Here is a 21,267-nt window from a genome sequence, read left to right as displayed (position 1 = left end):
GGTGACACGCAGATGTCACCGTTACGGGTTCACTCTTGTCTCATGACCCAGACAAGCGAAGCACACGACAGCACAGACACTCACATCATCCTGGCTCCCGGATTCTGGCTCGGCGCATGGGCTTGGGAGGCAGTGGCTTCCGACCTGGTCCGGCGAGGACACCACGTCACCGCGGTGACGTTGCCCGGACTCGGCTCCGCGGACAGCGACCGCGCCGGCATCCGACTGGACGATCACATCTCCGCAATCGCTGACGTCGTCGCGAACACACCGTCGTCGGAGCGGATTGTGCTCGTCGCGCACAGCGGTGCGGGACCGGTGGCCTACGCGGCGAGCGATCGGGTGCACGGCCGACTGGCCCGCATCGTCTACGTCGACTCGGGACCACTGCAGAACGGCACCGCACTCCGTGAGGATCTCGATCCTTCGGTCGCCGAGATCCCGCTTCCGTCGTGGTCCGAACTCGAGGCCGACGGCAGCAGTCTCGACGGACTCGACGACGTCGTGCTCGAGACGTTCCGTAACCGCGCAGTGCCCGAACCGGCCGGGCCCGCGAGGGACAGGCTCGAACTCCGCGACAGCGGCCGGCTGGACGTGCCGACCACGGTGATCTGCACCAGCTTCCCGTCGGAGGTCATTCAGCAGATGGCAGGCGCGGGCCATCCGATGGCCGCCGAACTCGCGCAGATCGCGAAGGTCGAGTACGTCGATCTGCCGACCGGTCACTGGCCGATGTGGTCGCGGCCCGCAGACCTCGCGACCGCGATCGACGCGGCCGCGAGGGACTGACCGAACTCAGCTGACTGCCGCGGCCTTCTTCGGCGCCCGCTTGCGCGGTGTCGCCGTGGCGGCCGCGGCGGTCTTCTTCGGCGAAGCGGACTTCCGTGTCGCCGACGACTTGGCCGCCTTAGATTTCGCCGCAGCGGGAGGCGCCGGCACCTCGAGGACGTTTTCCAGGAACCGACCCGTGTAACTCTCCGGAACCTGCGCCACCTCCTCCGGGGTGCCCTGCGCGACGACGGTTCCACCGCCGGACCCGCCCTCGGGCCCCATGTCGACCACCCAGTCGGAGGTCTTGATCACGTCGAGGTTGTGCTCGATCACGATCACCGTGTTGCCCTTGTCGACCAACCCGTTGACGACACCGAGCAGCTTGCGGATGTCCTCGAAGTGCAGACCCGTCGTGGGCTCGTCGAGGATGTACACCGTGCGGCCGGTCGAACGTTTCTGCAGTTCGGCGGCGAGTTTCACGCGCTGCGCCTCACCACCGGACAGGGTGGGCGCGGGCTGACCGAGCCGCACGTACCCGAGTCCGACCTCGACCAGGGTCTTGAGGTAGCGGTGGATCGAGGTGATGGGCTCGAAGAACTCCGCGGCCTCCTCGATCGGCATGTCCAGGACCTCGGCGATGGTCTTGCCCTTGTAGTGGACCTCGAGAGTCTCGCGGTTATACCGGGCGCCGTGGCAGACCTCGCACGGCACGTACACGTCGGGCAGGAAGTTCATCTCGATCTTCAGCGTGCCGTCGCCCGAGCAGGCCTCGCACCGGCCGCCCTTGACGTTGAACGAGAACCGGCCCGGCTGGTAGCCGCGCACCTTCGACTCCGTGGTGGCGGCGAACAGCGTGCGGATCTTGTCGAACACCCCGGTGTAGGTGGCCGCATTGGACCGCGGGGTGCGGCCGATCGGCGACTGGTCGACCTGCACGAGCTTGTCCAGCTGGTCGAGCCCGTTGATGCGGGTGTGCCGGCCCGGCACCTGGCGGGCGCCGTTGAGTTTGTTCGCCATCACCGTCGCGAGGATGTCGTTGACGAGCGTCGACTTACCGGACCCGGACACGCCGGTGACCGACGTGAGCACACCCAGCGGGAAACTGACGTCGATACCCCCGAGGTTGTGTTCGCGCGCGCCGATCACCGTGACCTGCCGCTTGCGATCGACCGGTCGGCGGATGGCCGGAATCTCGATGTGACTGCGCCCCGACAGGTACGCGCCGGTGAGGGATTCCTCGCAGTCGAGCAGTTCCTCGTACGGCCCGCTGTGGACGACCTTGCCTCCGTGCTCGCCTGCGAGCGGTCCGATGTCGACCACCCAGTCGGACGTCCGGATGGTGTCTTCGTCGTGTTCGACCACGATGAGTGTGTTCCCGAGGTCGCGAAGACGCGTCAGGGTCTCGATGAGACGCCGGTTGTCGCGCTGATGCAGACCGATCGACGGCTCGTCGAGGACGTACAGGACGCCCACCAGGCCCGAGCCGATCTGGGTGGCGAGGCGGATACGCTGCGCCTCACCGCCGGACAGGGTGCCTGCGGCGCGGGCGAGCGACAGGTATTCGAGGCCGACGTCGAGCAGGAAGCCGAGACGTGCCTGGACCTCCTTGAGCACCTGACCGGCGATGGCCTCCTCGCGACTGCCCAGCGTGAGGCTGTTCAGGAAGTCGGCGCAATCGGAGATCGACAGTTCACAGACCTCGGCGATCGACTTCATGCCGAACTTCTCGTTCGCGATCGTGACCGACAGGATCTCGGGGCGCAGACGCGCACCGCCACACGCGGGACAGGGGGTGTCTCGCATGTAGCCGTCGTAGCGTTCCTTCATCTGGTCCGACTCGGTCTGCTCGAGCCGGCGGTGCAGGAACGGCATGACGCCCTCGAACTCGGCGTAGTAGGAACGGGTACGCCCGTACCGGTTCTTGTATCGGACGTGGACCTGTTCCTCGCTGCCCTCCAGGATCGCGCGGCGTGCCTTCGCGGGCAGCTTGTTCCACGGCGTCTTCATGTCGAAGCCGAGAATGTCGCCGAGCCCGGACAGCAGGCGGCCGAAGTATTCGGAACTCTGCCCCATCGACCACGGTGCGATCGCTCCGTCCTCGAGGGACAGCTCGGGGTCGGGGACCACGAGGTCGGGGTCGACCTCCTTGCGGATGCCGAGGCCGGTGCACTCGGGGCACGCGCCGTACGGGGAGTTGAACGAGAACGACCGGGGTTCGAGGTCGTCGATGGAGAGCGCGTGTCCGTTCGGGCACGCGAGCTTCTCCGAGAACCGGCGTTCCCGGTCTGCGGCGTTCTCTTCGCGGTCGACGAAGTCGAGGACGACGATGCCCTCCGCCAACCGCAGCGCGGTCTCGACGGAATCGGTGAGCCGCTGCTTGGAGCTGGCCTTGACGGTGAGGCGGTCGACGACGACCTCGATGTCGTGCTTCTCCTGCTTCTTGAGCTTGGGCGGATCGGACAGCGGATGCACCACGCCGTCGACCCGCACGCGTGAGTAGCCCTGCATGTTGAGCTGGTCGAACAGGTCGACGAATTCACCCTTGCGGGTCCGCACGACGGGAGCGAGCACCTGGAAGCGGGTGCCTTCCTCCATGTCGAGGACCTGGTCGACGATCTGCTGCGGCGTCTGCCGCGCGATCTGCTCGCCACACACCGGGCAGTGGGCGGTGCCGGCGCGGGCGTACAGCAGACGGAGGTAGTCGTAGACCTCCGTGATGGTGCCGACCGTCGACCGCGGGTTGCGGTTGGTCGACTTCTGGTCGATGGACACCGCAGGCGACAGACCTTCGATGAAGTCGACATCGGGCTTGTCCATCTGACCGAGGAACTGGCGCGCGTACGCCGACAGCGACTCGACGTAGCGTCGCTGGCCCTCGGCGAAGATCGTGTCGAACGCCAGACTCGACTTGCCCGAGCCCGACAGCCCGGTGAACACGATCAGGCTGTCGCGGGGCAGATCGAGATCGACCCCTCGCAGATTGTGCTCACGGGCACCCCGCACGATAAGGCGATCCGCCACTCCAAGTCCCTTCATTGTTCGACAGCCGAGGACACGCATGAACGCTGGGCCCTCTGGCCGTGCCATGGTAAGCCGGGGCACCGACACGTTCTGTGGGACGGATGGCCGCCCTGCCACTCACCTGCCTGTATTCGACGGTAGCCTCCCCATCATGACCGAGCAGCCCATGGTGATAGAAGACTCGTACACCGGCCACGTCTCCCCCGGGTCGGCGCCGCAGCGCCGCACGGTTCCGGGAGCCACGATCACGAAGATGTCCGTCGGCCCCATGGACAACAACGTGTACCTGGTCGTCTGTTCCACAACCGGAAAATCCGTCCTCATCGACGCCGCCAACGAGGCGGACCGCGTCAACCAACTGATCGGCGAACACGCTCCGTCCCTCGAGCTGATCGTCACCACACACCAGCACGGCGACCACTGGCTGGCGCTCGAGGACGTCGCGGCCGCCACCCGCGTGGACACCGCCGCCCATCCGCTCGACGCCGACGCACTGCCCGTCCGGCCCGACCGTCTCCTCGAGGACGCTGACACGGTCACCGTCGGCGACGTCACCCTCGACGTGATCCACCTCGCCGGCCACACCCCCGGCTCCGTCGCACTCGCGCTCACCGAGGCCGGCGGCGGACGCACCCATCTCTTCACCGGCGACTCCCTCTTCCCCGGCGGCGTCGGTAAGACCGCCGACGCCGGCAAGTTCGCATCGCTGCTCTCCGACGTCGAAACCAAGCTCTTCGACCGCTACGGCGACGACACGGTCGTCTATCCCGGCCACGGTGACGACACCACCCTCGGGGCCGAGCGCCCCCACCTCGGGGAGTGGCGCGAGCGCGGCTGGTGACCCCACCCGATCGCCGATTGCGCAGCGAACGGTCCGCGATTGGCGATCGGCCTCCCTGGGTACTGGTGAATGGGCAGCACGTCGGTTCGGCAACTCAGTCGTACGCCGACGGCTGCCCAGAACTCTCGTTAGTGTGAGACGGGAGAACTCGAGATTGGGAGGCCAGGAATGCTTGTCCGTCGTATCGCTCGCCCACTGCTGTCCGCAGTCTTCATCAGCGGAGGGATCGATGCACTTCGAAATCCGGCGCAGAGAGCACAGGCCGCCGCACCACTGATCGACAAGTCCACCGAGGCGCTTCCCGGGTCCGTCACGCAGAAGATCCCGTCCGACCCGGAGACGTTGGTCAAGATCAACGCCGCCGTGCAGATCGGCGGCGGTATTCTTCTCGCCACCGGGAAGGCGCCGCGACTCGCGTCCCTCGCGCTTGCCGGCAGCCTCGTGCCCACTACCGTTGTGGGGCACGACTTCTGGAACGAGACCGACCCCGCCAAGAAGGCGGCGCAGCGCACTCAGTTCCTCAAGAACGTCAGCCTGCTCGGCGGACTGCTGATCGCCGCCGTCGACACCGAGGGCAAGCCGTCCCTCGGCTGGCGTGGCCGTCGCGCCGCCCGGCACGCACAGGAGGCCGTGGCAGCGGCTCTGCCGCTCGGATCGGGTCACGACCATCACGGTCCCGAGATCGCGGAGGCGTTGGCTGCGGCGTCGGAGCGCGCACGCATCCTGTCCGGTGAGGCCGCCGAGCGCGGGTCCGGGCTCCTCGAGATCGCGAAAGACCGTGGCGCCGAATTCGCGAAGGTCGCGGCGGACCGCGGCCCCGAGTGGGCGGACGTCGCGAAGGAACACGGCTCCGAGTGGGCCGAAATCGCCAAGGAACACGGCTCCGAGTGGGCCGAGGTCGCCAAGGAGCGCGGCGCGGAACTCGTCGAACTGGCGAGGGAACGCGGAGCGGAACTCGTCGACGTCGCCAAAGAGCGCGGCCCGGAATTGGCCGAGGTCGCCCGCGAGAAGAGCGGCGAATGGGCCGGCACCGCCGCGGAACGCAGTGAGGTGCTGAGCAAGCGGGCCCGCAAGCAAGCGGAAACCGCGCTCGAGAAGGCCCGAGCGAAGCGGGACGAACTGTCCCACTGACCCGATCCGCGGCGCCGACCGGCGCCGGATATTCGATCTGATCGGCCCCGGAGATCGCCCCTGACCTGCACTGTCAGCGGGCCGCCTCCGGGGCCGACTAGACTGTCCAGGCACTTTTGCAGCCGATCCGGTTGCAGCCGAACCAGTCAAGGAGACCTCTTGCCCGACGAGGACACGTCACGCGACGAGCGCGAGCTCGAGCAGCAGTACGTGACGATGCTCTACACCCGACTGGACGGCCTTCGCCAGTACGCGGCGAACCGGCTGAGCCGTGTTCTGCTCGAAACCGGCGGGACCCCGCAAGCCCGCAGCGAGCGGGAGTCGTTCAACCAGCTCTACACCGAAGACCTCGCCAAATACGACGCCGCCGAGAACGGTCTGTGCTTCGGGCGAATCGATCTCGACGGCGAGCACCGCTACATCGGCCGACTCGGCATCCTCGACGAGGAGAACGACTACGAGACGATGCTCCTCGATTGGCGTGCGCCCCTTGCCCGCCCGTTCTACCTCGCCACCCCCGCCGCCCCCGACGGCGTCTCCCGTCGACGGCACATCCGGACGCGAAGCCGCCGGGTGACGGCCGTCAACGACGAGTACCTGGATCTGGCGGCGGCGGAGGCCGCGGGCACGGTCACCGGCTCGGACGGCGTCGCGGGTGAGAGTGCGCTGCTCGCGGCTCTCAACGCGGCCCGCACAGGTCAGATGAACGACATCGTCGAGACGATCCAGGGTGAACAGGACGCCATCATCCGGTCGGAACACAAGAGTGTGCTGGTGGTCCAGGGCGGACCCGGAACCGGCAAGACCGCGGTCGCTCTGCACCGCGCCGCCTACCTGCTGTACACCTACCGTCAGCAACTCGCCAAGGCCGGTGTCCTCATCATCGGCCCCAACGCCACGTTCCTCGACTACATCGGTCAGGTGCTGCCGTCGCTCGGCGAGACCGGTGTGCTGCTCTCGACCATCGGCGACCTCTACCCCGGCGTCCGCGCCACCGTCGAGGACGGCCTCGACGCCGGCGAGATCAAGGGCTCGCTCGACATGCTCGACGTCCTCAAGAAGGCGGTCCGGGACCGGCAGGAGGTGCCGTCGCGTCCCGTCGAGCTGACGTTCGACACCTACCGGATCACCCTCGACCGCAAGGTCGTCACCCGCGCTCGTGGCCGGGCGAGGTCGTCGCGACGCCCGCACAACCTGGCCCGTCCCATCTTCGTCTCGTCGGTCATCGAGGCACTCGCCCAGCAACTCGCGGACACACTGGGCGCCAACGTCGTCGACGGCGGCAACCTGCTGAGCCGGGACGACATCGCCGATATGCGGGACGAGATGCGCGAAGACCCGGAGATCATGACGGCGATCAGTGCGCTGTGGCCGGAACTGTCGCCGCAGCAGGTCCTCGCCGAACTGTATGCCTCTCCGAAGCGACTGGCCGACGCCGCGCCGAATCTGACCGAAGCACAACGTGAGTCGCTGCGACGCCCCGTCATGCGCGGCTTCAGTGCCGCCGACGCACCCCTGCTCGACGAATTGGCGGAACTGCTCGGCGTCGACGACGCCGCGGAACGGGAGCGCGCCCGCCGCCAGTGGCGCGCCCAGATCGCGGATGCCCAGGGCGCTCTGGACATCCTGACCGGTTCGGCGCCACAGGATCTCGAGGACGAGCTGGACCCGGAAATTCTGATGGCCTACGACCTGATCGACGCCAGTCAGCTGGCCGAACGCCACGACGTGGGACAGCACCAGACGACCGCGGAGCGCGCAGCGGGCGACCGAACCTGGACCTACGGCCACGTGATCGTCGACGAGGCGCAGGAGCTCTCGGAGATGGCCTGGCGAATGCTGATGCGGCGCATACCGAATCGCTGGATGACGCTCGTCGGCGACACCGCGCAGACCGGCGACCCGGCGGGAACGTCGTCGTGGCAACGGATCCTCGAGCCGTACGTGGCCACACGGTGGAAGCTGACGGAACTGACCGTCAACTACCGCACTCCGGCGGAGATCATGACGACGGCACGGCGGGTTCTCGCCGAGATCGACGCCGAACAGACAGTGCCGCGGTCGGTGCGCGAATCCGGTTTCGCGCCGTGGGCACTGCAGGTGTCCGAAGGCGAACTCGCAGACACCGTGCGCACCTGCGTGTCCCGGGAAACCGGACCGGGCACCACTGTCGTGATCGGGGGCCACGACCTCGTCGCCGCACTCTCCGACCTGAGGTCGGACACCGTCAGCGTCCTGACGGTTCGGGACGTCAAGGGGTTGGAGTTCGACTCGGTGCTCATCGCCGAACCCCAGGACATTCTCGACGAGTCGCCGCGGGGAATGAACGACCTCTACGTCGCCCTGACCCGCGCGACGCAACGACTCGGTGTGGTGCACACCAAGACCTTGCCCGCGGTGCTGTCCGAACTCGGTCCGGCCGAGGTCGGGATTCTGTCGTGACACCGGGCGGCCGCGGTCGGCTGATGGGGTGTGGGCTCGTCCTCACCGCGATCGTGCTGACCGCGTGTTCGGAGGCCACCGCCTCCGATCCGCCGTCGACGGCCGCGGTTGTGTCCACGACGGCCGCGTCACACCTGGACGCCCGTGGCCTGCGCTACAAGGAGTCGCTGATCGGAGCCGGCATACCGGCGCTGCCCGACGACACGGTCATGGCACTCGCCAACGGGATTTGCGGTCAGCTGTCCGGGGGCACCGACGAGGCGACGATCCTCGCGCATCTGACCCCGATAGCGCAGTTCGCCTCGGCGACGTCGGATATCGGCCTCACCACCGAACAGGTGGCGCAGGTCTATCTCGATGCCGCCGAGGCGAATTACTGCTGATCGAGTCGTGCGTCAGCGCACCGTGTGGACGATGAGGACGTCGGACGTCGACTTGCGTGCGGCATCCGACGGAACCGAGCCGAGGAGACGCCCGGTAAGGGTGTTGAGTCCCCGGTTGCCGATCACCAGAAGACCGGCCTCGACCTCGTCGACCAGGTTCAGCAGCGATTCGACGGGGGCGCCGACGACGGCGCGTTCCACGACCTCCTTGGCGCCGGCGGCGTGGGCGCGCTCCTTCGCGGTGCGGAGGATCTCGTACGTCGGGGCAGAACCGGTGATCTGGTAGGCCTCGTCACCGAGCGCGTCGGCGGCCTGCCCGACGTCCTTCGGATCGGCCGGGTAGTACGCGCAGGCGATGATCAGCTTGGCGCCGGCGTCCCCCGCGATGGCGGCAGCCTTCTCGACGGCCAGAAACGACGACTCGGAGCCATCGGTTCCGACGACAACGGTCCGGTAGGCGCTCATTCATTCCTCCATGTCTGCGGTGGTCAATTGGCCGGGGTCCGGACATCCGTCATGCCTGGACCCAGCAGCCACTGCGCTGACCCTAGCTGTATCGGTGCCCGCATAGGTGCATTTGCAACACATGCCACAGGGGATATCCCCAGTGCATGACGGATCACATTCCGGACGCGCCCGGGCTGTGATCAGCGTCAACGTGACGTGCCGACCTTGGGACCGAACACGCCGGCCGGGAACACCCCCGCCGCGACGATCGCGTCACGCCACGGGGTCGCGAGTTCGAGGAGCCGGGCCGCCCCGTCCTCCCCCAGCGCGGCCCACGGGGCCAGCGCGAGATCGTCGGTGAGATCCTCGACCAGTTCGCGCAGTTCCTTGCCGTCTGCGGTGAGTTCACCCCGCGCATCCAGGATCTCGCGGTCGCGCAGACTGTCGCTCGCCGAGTCCCACTGGTCCTGAGTCCAGGCGCGGCGGGTGATCGCGAACTTCTTCTGGAAGCCGAATCCGGTCGCGGTGTGCGTGATCAGAGATTCGAGTCCGCTGAGCCCCGCCGTCTGCAGGGCGGCGACGTGACCGTCGCCGCGATACTCCCGCAACAACGTGAGGGCATGCCAGAAGGCGAGGTGCGGTGCGACCGGCCACTCCACCTCCGCATAACCCGCGTATAGGGGCCTACCCTCGACACCCTGGATCCCCCGGGCGGCGATCGACGCGAGTTCGGCGGCCTCGGCCATCTCCGGAGAATTCGTCACCGATTCGCCGAGAAGTCGCACATACGCCTCCCCGACTGCGCGGTATCGCGCCGCGACGATTGCCGCGGGCGTGGCCAGACCCCAGGCACGCGGAATGACCGACTCGATCACGGCCGGACTGAAGTTGAAGAAGGTCGCAGTGACGACGCCCGCACCGACCGCGCCCATCGCCGCGGAGCGGCCCGCGAAGTAGCCCATCCGACCCGGCTCGAGACCCGCCTCGACCAGACGATCCTCGACCTCGGGAACCAAATAGCTGAGGGAATGAAGCAACTCCAAGGACCGGGCGGTACGACCTGCGCTGTGTGCATCCATGCTTCAGACCGTACTGCCTCGACGCCGCCTATTTCAGGCCCGCGGCGTCCATGCCGCGCAGCTCCTTCTTCAGGTCGGCGATCTCGTCGCGCAGTCGCCCGGCGAGTTCGAACTGCAGATCGCGGGCGGCGTTCATCATCTGATCGGTCAATTCCTTGACCAGGTCCGCCAACTCCGCCCTGGGCATCGACTTCGTGTCGCGACCCTCGTAGACCCCGGCGCTGACCGAGCGTCCGGCCTCGCCCTGCGCGCGGCGCCCGCGGGTGGCGTTGCGTCCGGAACCGCCGACGTCGACCCCGCTGGCCGTGTCCTCGGCTTCCTCGTAGACCTGGTCGAGGATGTCCGCGATCTTCTTCCGCAGCGGCTGCGGATCGACGCCCATCTTCTCGTTGTAGGCGATCTGCTTCTCACGCCGCCGCTCGGTCTCCTCGATCGCGTGCTGCATCGAGTCGGTGATCTTGTCGGCGTACATGTGGACCTGGCCGGAGACGTTACGAGCTGCACGGCCGATGGTCTGGATGAGGCTGGTCGAGCTCCGGAGGAACCCCTCCTTGTCGGCGTCGAGGATGGCCACCAACGACACCTCGGGAAGGTCGAGTCCCTCACGCAGCAGGTTGATACCCACCAGAACGTCGTACTCCCCGAGCCGAAGCTGCCGGAGCAGCTCGACCCGTCGCAGGGTGTCGATGTCCGAGTGCAGGTACCGCACCCGGATCCCGAGTTCGAGGAGGTAGTCGGTGAGGTCTTCCGCCATCTTCTTCGTCAACGTGGTGACGAGGACGCGCTCGTCGCGGTCCGCGCGTTCGCGGATCTCGTGCACGAGGTCGTCGATCTGCCCCTTGGTCGGTTTGACGACCACCTGGGGGTCGACGAGACCGGTGGGGCGGATGACCTGCTCGACGAACTCCCCGCCTGCCTGTCCGAGCTCGTACTTGCCGGGTGTGGCCGACAGATACACCGTCTGCCCGATGCGCTGGGTGAATTCCTCCCAGGTCAGCGGGCGGTTGTCGGTGGCGGACGGCAACCGGAACCCGAACTCGACGAGGTTCCGCTTACGCGACATGTCACCCTCGTACATCGCGCCGATCTGCGGAACCGTCACGTGGGACTCGTCGATGACGAGGAGGAAGTCCTCCGGGAAGTAGTCGATCAGTGTGGCGGGCGCGGTGCCCGGCCCACGACCGTCGATGTGACGCGAGTAGTTCTCGATGCCGGAGCAGAACCCGACCTGCTTGATCATCTCGAGGTCGTACTGTGTGCGCATCCGCAGCCGCTGCGCCTCGAGCAGTTTGCCCTTGTTCTCGAGGTCGGCGAGCCGTTCCTCGAGTTCGGCTTCGATGTCCTTGACGGCGCGTTCCATCCGCTCGGGACCCGCGACGTAGTGCGTCGCCGGGAAGATGCGCACCGAGTCGACCTTCCGCACCACGTCCCCGGTGAGGGGGTGCAGGTAGTACAGCGCCTCGATCTCGTCGCCGAAGAACTCGATCCGCACCGCCAGCTCCTCGTACGAGGGAATGATCTCGACGGTGTCGCCGCGCACCCGGAAGGATCCGCGGGTGAACGCCAGATCGTTGCGGGTGTACTGCACATCGACCAGCAGCCGCAGCAGCGCATCGCGCGGAACCTCCACACCGACCTCGAGCTGCACCGACCGGTCGAGGTACGACTGTGGGGTGCCGAGGCCGTAGATGCACGACACGGACGCCACCACGACCACGTCCCGCCGCGAGAGCAGGCTCGACGTCGCGGAGTGGCGGAGTCGCTCGACGTCGTCGTTGATCGACGAGTCCTTCTCGATGTAGGTGTCGGTCTGCGCGATGTACGCCTCGGGCTGGTAGTAGTCGTAGTACGAGACGAAGTACTCGACGGAGTTGTTGGGCAGCATGTCGCGAAGCTCGTTGGCCAACTGCGCGGCGAGCGTCTTGTTGGGCGCCATCACCAGGGTGGGCCGCTGCACCTTCTCGATCAGCCACGCCGTGGTCGCGGACTTACCCGTACCGGTGGCGCCGAGCAGGACCACGTCCTTCTCGCCGGCGTTGATGCGGCGTTCCAGATCGGCGATCGCGGTGGGCTGGTCGCCGGCCGGCTTGTGGTCGCTGACGACCTCGAACCGCGCTTCCGACCGCTCGATATCCCCGATGGGACGGAACTCGGAATGTGCCACCACGGGGTGCTCGGATGCAAACGCCATGCAACCAGGGTAGGCGCAGGTACCGACAAACTCTCCGACGATCTCCGTCGGCTGAAAAACCCGGTAGGTTCCCCACCATGGCAGGCGCGAGTCACGACATCCACCCACCGAAGGTCGAGTACTTCGACCTACGAGATCACACCAACACCGACCCCAAGGGGTTCGTCCGCCACGTCGATCACTACCGCGTCGAGCCGTGGGGGCTGTACATGGCGCGCACCTCCGACCACCGGCAGTTCCACTACCTGGAGTCGTGGCTGCTCCCCGACCTCGGTCTGCGCGCGTCGATCTTCCACTACCACCCCTACCACCAGCGCGATCAGGACCATTACGTCGACATCGGCACCTTCACCCGAGGTGACGACGTGTGGAAGTCGGAGGACCACTACCTGGACCTGGTCGTCCGCACCGGCCGCGACACCGAACTCCTCGACGTCGACGAGTTGATGGAGGCGCACAGCACCGGACTGCTCGACACCGCGACGGTCGAGCAGGCGATCCTCACCGCCACCACGGCGATCGACGGAATTGCCGCGCACGGCCACGACCTCGGCCGGTGGCTGGCCTCGATCGGGATGCCGATCGACTGGCGGTGACCTACGCGCTCCAGCCGGTCCGCTCGGACCATTCCCACGCCCGGTGATAGGCGCGGTCGAACCACGGGGACTTCGCGTCGACGTAGGCGGTGATCGCGTCGCGGTAGTCCGTGTGACCGGCAGCCTTCTCCGCCGCACCTTCCTTGACCGCGAGGTACTCGGTGCGGGCGTCGGTGTCGGCGCGCAGCCAGTCGCGGAACACGAGCGCGAACTGCTGCCCGGGCCACCCGTCGACACGAAGATGGATGTTGACGGGCCGTCCCGGGTCGGCACCGCCGTGGATTCGCTTGCCCCACAGCGCCGGGTCGGTCTCTCCGCCCTGGTACGAGGGCTTCGGGTCGTCGGCGGTGATGTGCTCGATGCGGGGGAACCCGGCGTCGGCGAGTGATTCGGCGAGGTCGTCCGCCGTTTCGAGGTTCGCGACCGTCACCTGCACGTCGAGGACGTCCTTGGCGGGCAATCCCTCGACGGCCGTCGACCCGATGTGGTCGACCCGGACAGCGCGGTCGCCGCACACCAGTCTCAACCGAGCGATCAGCCGGTCCGCCTGCGCCGGCCACTGCGGATTCGGCGGGGCGAGTTCGGGCAGGACACGGACGACGGTCCGGGTGCGGATGTTGGACTCGAACGGCACGAGACGCTCCGACCACAGCGCCCGGATCTCCGGCTCGAGCGCGCCCGGGGCGCCGCTGTTGTCGAGCCAGACGTCGGCCGCCGCCCGCCGCTGATCGTCGTCGGCCTGGGCTGCGATCCGCGCCCGCGCATCGGTCTCGGGCATCCCCCGCGATCCGACGAGCCGCTGCACCCGCTCCTCGGCATCGACGAACACGACGACGACCAGGTGGAAGGCAGCGCCCATTCCGCCCTCGACCAGCAGCGGAATGTCCTGGACGAGGATCGCGTCCTTGGGCGCCGATTCGATGGTCTCGGTGGTGCGCGCCCCGACGAGCGGGTGAACGATGGCGTTCAGCGCGAGCCGCGATTCGTCGTCGGCGAAGGCGCGGGCGGCCAGGGCGGGCCGGTCGAGCGCGCCGTCCTCCGTCAGGATCTCTTCGCCGAACCGATCGACGAGGGCCGCGAGGCCGGGTGTTCCGGGTTCGACGACCTCCCGCGCAATCAGATCGGCATCGACGATCACGGCCCCGAGTTCGGCGAGGACCTTCGACACGGTGGACTTACCGGCTCCTATGCCTCCAGTGAGGCCGATTCTCAACACGCCCCCCAGTGTTGCACCCGCCGTGCACCGAGTACGCACGTCCCTCGCCGATCTCCACCCTCTTCCCTCCCTGCAGACTCACCTGCCCCAAATACCACAGATGTCCGACACGGTCGGTTATGTTCTAGCGAACGCACCCGACCTGCACCTTCTCGAAGAAGAGGAACGCCATGCGCGATCACCGCAACCAGTTCGGTCGGCACCGCCTCGGCATTGCGGGCGGGGTGCATTGCATCGAGATCCCCGAGGTGGCCTCCGCGCTCGCCGAACATCGCCGGACCTGGCTCACGGCACTCATCGGCCAGGGCAGGCACAGCTTCGCAACGATGCGCAAGCGCGCCGAGGTGCAGTCGTCGTCCGGTTACTGGATTCCCGCCACCGCGAACTGAGCGCCCGCCTCACCCGACACCACTGTGGCTCAACCTCCGAAGAGGTTGGGCCACAGTCATGTTCGGACGTCCTGCAACGACGAGACCCCGCCCCTGCAATGCAGGAGCGGGGTCTTCGGCTTTGCCTGACGAGTCAGGCGGACTTACTAGGCGTTGCCCGACAGCTTCTCGCGCAGTGCGGCGAGCTGTGCGTCGCTGGCGAGCGATCCGCCGGCAGACTCGGACGACGAGGCGCTGGAGGACGCAGCGGCGTCGGCGTCGCCGGCACCCGACTCGGAGGAGTAGCCGGCAGCAGCGGTGGCAGCCTCGGCGGCCTCGTCTGCAGCGGTCTTCTCCATCTGAGCGGTGTGCATCTTGTGACGACGCTCAGCCTCGGCGTAGCGGTTCTCCCACTCTTCACGCTGCTTGTCGAAGCCCTCGAGCCATTCGTTGGTCTCGGGATCGAAGCCCTCGGGGAAGATGTAGTTGCCCTGCTCGTCGTAGCTGTCCGCCATGCCGTACTTGGACGGATCGAACTCGGCGTTGTAGTCCTCGTTGGCCTGCTTCAGCGACAGCGAGATGCGACGACGCTCGAGGTCGATGTCGATGACCTTGACGAGTGCATCGTCGTTGACGCCGACAACCTGGTCCGGGACCTCCACGTGGCGCTCGGCCAGCTCGGAGATGTGGACGAGGCCTTCGATTCCCTCTTCGACGCGCACGAAGGCACCGAACGGAACCAGCTTCGTGACCTTGCCGGGCACGATCTGGCCGATGGCGTGCGTACGGGCGAACTGACGCCACGGGTCTTCCTGGGTGGCCTTGAGCGACAGGGAGACGCGCTCGCGGTCCAGGTCGACGTCGAGAACCTCGACGGTGACCTCGGTGCCGACCTCGACAACCTCGGACGGGTGGTCGATGTGCTTCCAGGACAGCTCCGAAACGTGCACCAGGCCGTCGACGCCGCCCAGGTCCACGAAGGCACCGAAGTTGACGATGGAGGACACGACGCCCTTGCGGACCTGGCCCTTCTGCAGCTGGTGCAGGAACTCGCTGCGAACCTCGGACTGCGTCTGCTCGAGCCATGCGCGGCGCGAGAGGACGACGTTGTTGCGGTTCTTGTCGAGCTCGATGATCTTGGCCTCGATCTCCTTGCCGACGTACGGCTGGAGATCGCGGACACGGCGCATCTCGACGAGCGAAGCGGGGAGGAAGCCACGCAGGCCGATGTCGAGGATCAGGCCGCCCTTGACGACCTCGATGACGGTGCCCTTGACGGCCTCGTCCTTCTCCTTGAGCTCCTCGATGGTGCCCCAGGCACGCTCGTACTGAGCGCGCTTCTTCGACAGGATCAGTCGGCCTTCCTTGTCCTCCTTGGTGAGGACGAGAGCTTCGACCTCATCGCCCACGGAGACGACCTCGTTGGGGTCGACGTCGTGCTTGATGGAGAGCTCACGGGAAGGGATGACGCCTTCGGTCTTGTAACCGATGTCGAGCAGGACCTCGTCACGATCGACCTTGACGATGGTGCCTTCGACGATGTCGCCATCGTTGAAGTACTTGATCGTTGCGTCGATGGCGGCGAGGAAGTCCTCGGCGGAGCCGATGTCGTTGACGGCTACCTGCGGCGAGGTCACGGTGGTGGAGGGCATGTGTTGAGTTGCTCCGGACGGGTTGTGGTCGGTTGATGGTGTTCTGTCGGACAAGCAACCTGAACCGACGGAACATTCCCGCCGAATCAGATCACCGCAAGCGCAGTGAACGACACCCGACTGGAACCGAACAAACTCGAACTGAACCGAATCCGATGCCGCACACATAGACACTCGCGTGCAATAGGCTACGCGCCCGTGGGCAAGCTGGGCAAACCCGGGCACGTTCCCACGCTCTACTCTGTTGCCCATGCCCGATCCTCGCCCCTCCGATTCTCCTCTCTCCCCCGAAGACGACCGTCACGGCACCGCCAACAGCGTGCTCGGAACGTCCGGGGTGAGCAGGGTTCGTGTCGATTCCGAGTCCAGCGAACGCGCGAGCCGCGCCTGGTGGGACGCCGATGCGGACGACTACCACCGCACCCACGGCGAGTTCCTCGGCGTGGACTCGTCCGGGGGCGAGTTCGTCTGGTGTCCGGAGGGACTCCACGAGGGCGATTACCACCTGCTCGGTGACGTGGCGGGCAAGGACGTCCTCGAGGTGGGCTGCGGTTCCGCGCCCTGTGCGCGATGGCTCGCCGGCCGGGGCGCCCGGGCGGTCGGGCTCGATCTGTCCATGTCGATGCTGACCCGCGGGGTCGAGGCTATGCGGGCGGGCGGCGCGACTGTGCCGCTCGTTCATGCGGGAGCCGAGCACCTCCCCTTCGCCGACGCGAGTTTCGACATCGCATGTTCGGCTTTTGGTGCAGTTCCGTTCGTGGCGGACTCACAACAGGTGATGAGTGAGGTGGCCCGAGTTCTCCGCCCGGGCGGGCTGTGGGTGTTCGCCGTCAACCATCCGATCCGCTGGATCTTCCCGGACGATCCGGGCCCGCGCGGGCTCACCGCGTCGCTCCCCTACTTCGACCGCACGCCCTACGTGGAAGTCGACGGCGACGGCGTCCCCACCTACGTCGAGCACCACCGGACCATCGGCGACCGGGTTCGCGAGATCGTGGCGGCAGGCCTGGAGGTACGCGACATCATCGAGCCGGAGTGGCCCGAGTGGCTCGACCGCGAATGGGGGCAGTGGAGCCCACTGCGTGGACAGATCTTCCCTGGCACCGCCATCTTCAGCTGCCGCAAACCCGTGAGTACTTGTTAACCGCGGGCGGTTGACAAGTACTCACGGGGCCGGAGGCCATTACAGCAGCTTCGACAGGAACAACTTGGTGCGGTCGTGTTGCGGATTGGCGAGCAGCTCGCGAGGGTTGCCCGATTCGACGACGACGCCGGCGTCCATGAACACGAGCTGGTCGGCCACCTCGCGTGCGAAGCCCATCTCGTGCGTGACGACGACCATCGTCATGCCGCCTGCCGCGAGATCCTTCATCACGGTCAGCACCTCCCCGACCAGCTCCGGGTCCAGCGCGGACGTCGGCTCGTCGAACAGCATCAGCTTGGGGTCCATCGCCAGCGCGCGGGCGATGGCGACGCGCTGCTGCTGCCCACCCGACAGTTGCGCCGGGTACGCGTCCGCCTTCTCGCTCAGGCCCACCTGCTCGAGGAGATCCCGTCCCCGCTCGAGCGCCTTCTTCTTGTTGAGCCTCTTCACCTGGATGGGCGCCTCGATGATGTTCTCGAGTGCCGTCCGGTGCGGGAAGAGGTTGAAGTGCTGGAAGACCATCCCGATGTCGCGGCGCTGCTTCGCGGCAGCCCTGGGATGGAGTTCGTAGAGCTTGCCGCCCCGCTCGGAGTACCCGACGATCTCGCCGTCGACGTACAGCCGCCCGGCATTGACCTGCTCGAGGTGGTTGATGCACCGCAGGAACGTCGACTTCCCCGAGCCCGAGGGCCCGACCAGGCACAGGACCTGGCCGGCGTCGATCTCCAGCGACACACCCTTGAGTACCTTCAGCGCCCCGAAGTTCTTGCAGACCCGGTCCGCCTTGACCATCGGCGTCATCGTCGTTCCCCTCCGGGTGTGTCGGGCAAGGTCTCCGGCCCGGGCTCGATCACGAGCGGCTTGCCCTGCGCGTCGGCGAGCGCCTGCAGTTGCCGCGGGGTGAGCTTGCGGGACGCACCCTTCGAGTAATACCGCTCCAGGTAGAACTGGCCGATCATGAGCAGGCTGGTGATGGCGAGGTACCAGGTGGCGGCCACCATCAGCAGCGGGATGGGCTGGAAGTTCGCGCCCGAGATGTCTCTGGCACGTCCGTACAACTCCAGGCTGTACGGCACCGCGGTGACCAGCGACGTCGTCTTCAGCATGCTGATCAGCTCGTTGCCCGTGGGCGGGATGATCACCCGCATGGCCTGCGGCAGGACCGTGCGGCGCATGGTCTGCGACCACGTCATGCCGAGTGCCACCGACGCCTCGGTCTGCCCTTCGGCGACCGAGTTCACGCCGGCCCGGACGATCTCGGCCATGTACGCGGCCTCGTTGAGTCCCAGCCCGATCACCGCGAACAGGAACGCCGCGTTGATTCCCTGCAGGTCGATGTGCACGAACTGGTGGACGAACGGGATTCCCAGATCCAGCTGCTTGTAGATCGACGGGAACAGCCCCCAGAACACCAACTGCACGTAGACCGGGGTCCCGCGGAAGATCCACAGGTACCCCCACGACGCCGCCTTCAGCACCGGGTTCGGCGACAACCGCATGACGGCGAGGACGACACCCAGGATGATGGCGATCGCCATCGACAGGATCGTCAGCTGGATGGTGTTCCACGCCGCGGCCGAGATCCGTGCGTCGAACAGATAGCGGGCGTAGATGTCCCACCGGTACGCCTCGTTGGTGCGCGCACCGTTGACGAACAGCGCCAGCAGCAGACCGACGACGATCGCGGCGATCCAGCGGCCGGGCCGCCGCAGCGGGATCGCCTTGATCGGTTCCGGTTCCTGCCCCGTCTCGGTGCCGGACCGGTCCGGAGCCTTCTCCACGTCAGACACTCGTCAACCGCTCAGCTCGTGGCGCCGTTGATCTGGGACGTGGTGATGACGCCCGCCTCGACACCCCAGTTCTCGGCGATCGTCCGGTAGGTGCCGTCGTCGATGAGGTGCTGCAGCGCCTGCTGGAGGGTCTGCGCGAGCGGCGAACCCTTCGCGACGGGCCAGCCGTACGGTGCGGCGTCGAAGACCTCGCCCGCGGCCTCGATCTTGCCGTCGCTCTGCTTGATCGCGTACGCGGTGACGGGCGAGTCGGCGGACATCGCGTCGACCTTGCCGAGGGCGACGGCGTTGGCCGCGTCGTCCTGGCTGTCGAACTTCACGATCTCGATGGGCGGCTTACCGGCCGCGACGCACGCCGCGCTCTTGGCGGGCACCTCCTCGAGATCCTCGATGGTGGTGGTCTGCACGCCGACCCGCAGGCCGCACGCGTTGGTGGGGTCGACGGACTTCCCGGCGGGCTGCGCCCACTGCACTCCGGCGCTGAAGTAGGTGGTGAAGTCGACCGACTGCTCGCGTTCCTTGGTGTCGGTGAACGACGACATACCCATGTCGTAGCTGCCGGCCTGGATCGACGGGATGATCTTGTCGAAGTCCGCCTCGGTGTACTCCGGTGTCACGCCGAGCACCTTGCCCACGGCGTCCACGAGGTCGACGTCGAAGCCGACGATCTTGCCGCTCGGATCCTTGAACTCGTTGGGCGAGTAGGGAATATTGACACCGACGATGATCTTGCCGGACGAGGCGATCTTCTCGGGCAGTGTCGCCGCGATGGCATCCACCTTGTCGACTTCCACGGCGACGGTCTCTTCTCCGGAGGGCGTACCACCGCCCTCGGTGTTGCTGGCGCAGCCGGCGAGCAGCAGAGCACTGCCACCCGCCAGTGCACAGATGGTGCGGGCCACTCGGCCTCGCGCGAAGACGGATCGACCAGACACTGGCATGTCCTCCAAGGAAATCGTGGTACACCGAGCGAGCTACGGCGACGGAGAACTCGCGAACTCCGAATAGTCGAACGGTAGGTTACGGCACCCGCATCTGCGGGCGTCGTTACCGAACATTAACGGCCTGTCCCGGCCCGTGGCGGCGGTTTCAGCGACGGAGTGTCCGGGCGAGGACCGTCTCGGTGAATTCACTGGTCGATGCGAGTCCACCCAGGTCAGCCGTGGCGACTCCGGATGCGATCGTCGCACGGACCGCGTCGCGGATCCGGTGGGCCGCGCCGCCGAGATGCCGGTCCGCGCGGCGGTCCCCGAGCCACTCGAGCATCATCGCGGCCGACAGCATCAGCGCCGTGGGATTGGCCCGGTTGTGGCCCGCGATGTCGGGGGCGGCTCCGTGCGCCGCCTGCGCCATCACCTTGGTCTCGGAACTGTTGATCGACGGGGCCGTGCCGAGCGAGCCGGACAACTCACCCGTCAGGTCCGACAGGATGTCGCCGAACATGTTCTCCGTCACCACGACGTCGAAGTCGCGTCCCCTGCGGACGAGGTGCGCGGTCATGGCGTCGACGTGCTCGTCGTCGATCCGCACGTCCGGGTAGTCGCGCTCCCCCACCTCCCTGCAGACGTCGCGGAACAGTCCGGTCGTCATCGACAGCACGTTGGCCTTGTGCACGATCGTGACGTGGCGGCCGCGCGTACGCGCCAGCGCGAATGCGGTGTGCGCGATGCGCTCACACGCCTTCCTCGTCACGACGCCGACCGCCAGTGCCACGTCGGGAGTCGGCATGAACTCGCCGCTGCCTGCGAACATGTTCCGATCCGCGTACAACCCTTCGGTGTTCTCCCGGACGATCACCAGGTCCATGTCCGGGACCGTCGAGGCGACGCCCTCGAGCGAGCGGGCGGGGCGGATGTTCGCGAAGAGGTCGAATCTCTTGCGCACCACCCCGCCGGGGGTCAACCGGCCGCGGAACGGTTCCGGGTAGGCGGCGCTGTCGTGCGGGCCCAGGATCCACGCGTCGAGTTCGTCCAGCGCGGAGAGCGTGGAGTCGGGGATCGGCGTTCCGTGCGACTCGATGGCGCCCAGGCCGAGGGGCAGATCCACCCAGTCGACGTCGCCTCCCGCCGCGGTCACCGCGGCCGAGACCACCCGCTGGGTGGCCGGGACGATCTCGTGACCGATGCCGTCGCCGAGGAGCACCCCGATCCGGGTATCGGAAATGTTTGCCGTAGCACCGCTCATGAGGCCATCAT

18 protein-coding genes are annotated in these 21,267 nt (G+C 67.1%); 8 read left to right on the top strand and 10 right to left on the bottom strand.

Annotation, left to right across the window (positions count from 1 at the left end; translation table 11 throughout):
• Positions 1-42: 42 nt before the first annotated feature.
• Positions 43-789, top strand: a complete 747-nt coding sequence (locus WKC72_RS18220; RefSeq protein ID WP_370183793.1) for an alpha/beta fold hydrolase — start codon at positions 43-45, stop codon at positions 787-789.
• 6 nt (positions 790-795) lie between these two features.
• Here the strand turns inward: WKC72_RS18220 and uvrA are convergent, their stop codons facing one another.
• The gene (gene uvrA, locus WKC72_RS18215; RefSeq protein WP_370183788.1) at positions 796-3,792 is read right to left on the bottom strand and encodes an excinuclease ABC subunit UvrA; all 2,997 of its coding nucleotides are present in this window, start codon (positions 3,790-3,792) and stop codon (positions 796-798) included.
• A 151-nt stretch (positions 3,793-3,943) separates the two neighbouring features.
• On the opposite strand from uvrA, the gene WKC72_RS18210 reads away from it, so the two are divergent.
• The 4 genes from WKC72_RS18210 (at position 3,944) to WKC72_RS18195 (ending at position 8,589) form a co-directional block, all read left to right on the top strand.
• A complete protein-coding gene (locus tag WKC72_RS18210; RefSeq protein ID WP_370183786.1) occupies positions 3,944-4,633 on the top strand; it encodes an MBL fold metallo-hydrolase in 690 nt (229 codons plus the stop codon).
• A 168-nt stretch (positions 4,634-4,801) separates the two neighbouring features.
• Positions 4,802-5,764: a DoxX family protein gene (locus tag WKC72_RS18205; RefSeq protein ID WP_112300723.1), complete on the top strand. Its 963-nt coding sequence runs from the start codon at positions 4,802-4,804 to the stop codon at positions 5,762-5,764.
• A gap of 159 nt (positions 5,765-5,923) precedes the next feature.
• Positions 5,924-8,206, top strand: coding sequence for an ATP-binding domain-containing protein (locus WKC72_RS18200; RefSeq protein ID WP_112300722.1), 2,283 nt, complete (start codon positions 5,924-5,926; stop codon positions 8,204-8,206).
• The gene (locus tag WKC72_RS18195) at positions 8,203-8,589 is read left to right on the top strand and encodes a DUF732 domain-containing protein (RefSeq protein WP_370183782.1); all 387 of its coding nucleotides are present in this window, start codon (positions 8,203-8,205) and stop codon (positions 8,587-8,589) included. Before WKC72_RS18200 ends, WKC72_RS18195 begins: the two co-directional genes overlap by 4 nt.
• Before the next feature lie 12 nt (positions 8,590-8,601).
• On the opposite strand, the gene WKC72_RS18190 is transcribed toward WKC72_RS18195, so the two are convergent.
• The 3 genes from WKC72_RS18190 to uvrB form a co-directional block, all read right to left on the bottom strand.
• The gene (locus WKC72_RS18190; RefSeq protein WP_005247414.1) at positions 8,602-9,054 is read right to left on the bottom strand and encodes a universal stress protein; all 453 of its coding nucleotides are present in this window, start codon (positions 9,052-9,054) and stop codon (positions 8,602-8,604) included.
• A gap of 188 nt (positions 9,055-9,242) precedes the next feature.
• A complete protein-coding gene (locus WKC72_RS18185; RefSeq protein WP_370183780.1) occupies positions 9,243-10,115 on the bottom strand; it encodes a hypothetical protein in 873 nt (290 codons plus the stop codon).
• Between the two features lie 28 nt (positions 10,116-10,143).
• Entirely contained in the window at positions 10,144-12,306 is a 2,163-nt protein-coding gene (gene uvrB, locus WKC72_RS18180) for an excinuclease ABC subunit UvrB (protein ID WP_005260403.1), read from the bottom strand.
• A 77-nt stretch (positions 12,307-12,383) separates the two neighbouring features.
• On the opposite strand from uvrB, the gene WKC72_RS18175 reads away from it, so the two are divergent.
• On the top strand, positions 12,384-12,902 hold the full coding sequence (locus WKC72_RS18175; RefSeq protein WP_037237387.1) for a DUF402 domain-containing protein: 519 nt from the start codon (positions 12,384-12,386) through the stop codon (positions 12,900-12,902).
• 1 nt (position 12,903) lies between these two features.
• On the opposite strand, the gene coaE is transcribed toward WKC72_RS18175, so the two are convergent.
• The gene (gene coaE / locus WKC72_RS18170) at positions 12,904-14,118 is read right to left on the bottom strand and encodes a dephospho-CoA kinase (RefSeq protein WP_370183776.1); all 1,215 of its coding nucleotides are present in this window, start codon (positions 14,116-14,118) and stop codon (positions 12,904-12,906) included.
• 170 nt (positions 14,119-14,288) lie between these two features.
• Between coaE and WKC72_RS18165 the strand changes: the two genes are divergently transcribed.
• Positions 14,289-14,507, top strand: coding sequence for a hypothetical protein (locus WKC72_RS18165; RefSeq protein WP_005260399.1), 219 nt, complete (start codon positions 14,289-14,291; stop codon positions 14,505-14,507).
• Between the two features lie 146 nt (positions 14,508-14,653).
• On the opposite strand, the gene rpsA is transcribed toward WKC72_RS18165, so the two are convergent.
• Positions 14,654-16,138, bottom strand: a complete 1,485-nt coding sequence (gene rpsA, locus WKC72_RS18160) for a 30S ribosomal protein S1 (RefSeq protein ID WP_037237394.1) — start codon at positions 16,136-16,138, stop codon at positions 14,654-14,656.
• 250 nt (positions 16,139-16,388) lie between these two features.
• Between rpsA and WKC72_RS18155 the strand changes: the two genes are divergently transcribed.
• Positions 16,389-17,282, top strand: a complete 894-nt coding sequence (locus WKC72_RS18155; protein WP_112300719.1) for a class I SAM-dependent methyltransferase — start codon at positions 16,389-16,391, stop codon at positions 17,280-17,282.
• Between the two features lie 39 nt (positions 17,283-17,321).
• Here WKC72_RS18155 and WKC72_RS18150 read toward each other — a convergent pair whose 3' ends face one another.
• The 4 genes from WKC72_RS18150 to WKC72_RS18135 all read right to left on the bottom strand — a co-directional run bounded on the left by WKC72_RS18150 (position 17,322) and on the right by WKC72_RS18135 (position 21,256).
• Positions 17,322-18,083: an amino acid ABC transporter ATP-binding protein gene (locus WKC72_RS18150; protein WP_037237400.1), complete on the bottom strand. Its 762-nt coding sequence runs from the start codon at positions 18,081-18,083 to the stop codon at positions 17,322-17,324.
• Positions 18,080-19,063 (bottom strand): amino acid ABC transporter permease, encoded by a 984-nt coding sequence (locus WKC72_RS18145; protein WP_037237404.1) that lies wholly within the window; start codon positions 19,061-19,063, stop codon positions 18,080-18,082. The genes WKC72_RS18150 and WKC72_RS18145 overlap by 4 nt, the downstream gene beginning before the upstream one ends.
• Before the next feature lie 20 nt (positions 19,064-19,083).
• Complete coding sequence (locus tag WKC72_RS18140) at positions 19,084-20,013, bottom strand: ABC transporter substrate-binding protein (RefSeq protein ID WP_052033462.1); 930 nt, start codon at positions 20,011-20,013, stop codon at positions 19,084-19,086.
• A 148-nt stretch (positions 20,014-20,161) separates the two neighbouring features.
• A complete protein-coding gene (locus WKC72_RS18135) occupies positions 20,162-21,256 on the bottom strand; it encodes an isocitrate/isopropylmalate dehydrogenase family protein (RefSeq protein ID WP_037237410.1) in 1,095 nt (364 codons plus the stop codon).
• Positions 21,257-21,267 lie beyond the last annotated feature (11 nt).

It is taken from the genome of Rhodococcus wratislaviensis, assembly GCF_041228765.1.
Lineage (GTDB): Bacteria > Actinomycetota > Actinomycetes > Mycobacteriales > Mycobacteriaceae > Rhodococcus_F > Rhodococcus_F wratislaviensis.
Note: the sequence above shows the minus strand (reverse complement) of the source record. Positions and strands in the feature narration are given on the sequence as shown.

Coding starts and splice junctions, on each gene's coding strand:
- WKC72_RS18220 (WP_370183793.1), top strand. CDS start 43: ATGACCCAGACAAGCGAAGCACACGACAGCACAGACACTCACATCATC.
- WKC72_RS18210 (WP_370183786.1), top strand. CDS start 3,944: ATGACCGAGCAGCCCATGGTGATAGAAGACTCGTACACCGGCCACGTC.
- WKC72_RS18205 (WP_112300723.1), top strand. CDS start 4,802: ATGCTTGTCCGTCGTATCGCTCGCCCACTGCTGTCCGCAGTCTTCATC.
- WKC72_RS18190 (WP_005247414.1), bottom strand. CDS start 9,054: ATGAGCGCCTACCGGACCGTTGTCGTCGGAACCGATGGCTCCGAGTCG.
- WKC72_RS18185 (WP_370183780.1), bottom strand. CDS start 10,115: ATGGATGCACACAGCGCAGGTCGTACCGCCCGGTCCTTGGAGTTGCTT.
- uvrB (WP_005260403.1), bottom strand. CDS start 12,306: ATGGCGTTTGCATCCGAGCACCCCGTGGTGGCACATTCCGAGTTCCGT.
- WKC72_RS18175 (WP_037237387.1), top strand. CDS start 12,384: ATGGCAGGCGCGAGTCACGACATCCACCCACCGAAGGTCGAGTACTTC.
- WKC72_RS18165 (WP_005260399.1), top strand. CDS start 14,289: ATGCGCGATCACCGCAACCAGTTCGGTCGGCACCGCCTCGGCATTGCG.
- rpsA (WP_037237394.1), bottom strand. CDS start 16,138: ATGCCCTCCACCACCGTGACCTCGCCGCAGGTAGCCGTCAACGACATC.
- WKC72_RS18155 (WP_112300719.1), top strand. CDS start 16,389: ATGCCCGATCCTCGCCCCTCCGATTCTCCTCTCTCCCCCGAAGACGAC.
- WKC72_RS18150 (WP_037237400.1), bottom strand. CDS start 18,083: ATGACGCCGATGGTCAAGGCGGACCGGGTCTGCAAGAACTTCGGGGCG.
- WKC72_RS18140 (WP_052033462.1), bottom strand. CDS start 20,013: ATGCCAGTGTCTGGTCGATCCGTCTTCGCGCGAGGCCGAGTGGCCCGC.
- WKC72_RS18135 (WP_037237410.1), bottom strand. CDS start 21,256: ATGAGCGGTGCTACGGCAAACATTTCCGATACCCGGATCGGGGTGCTC.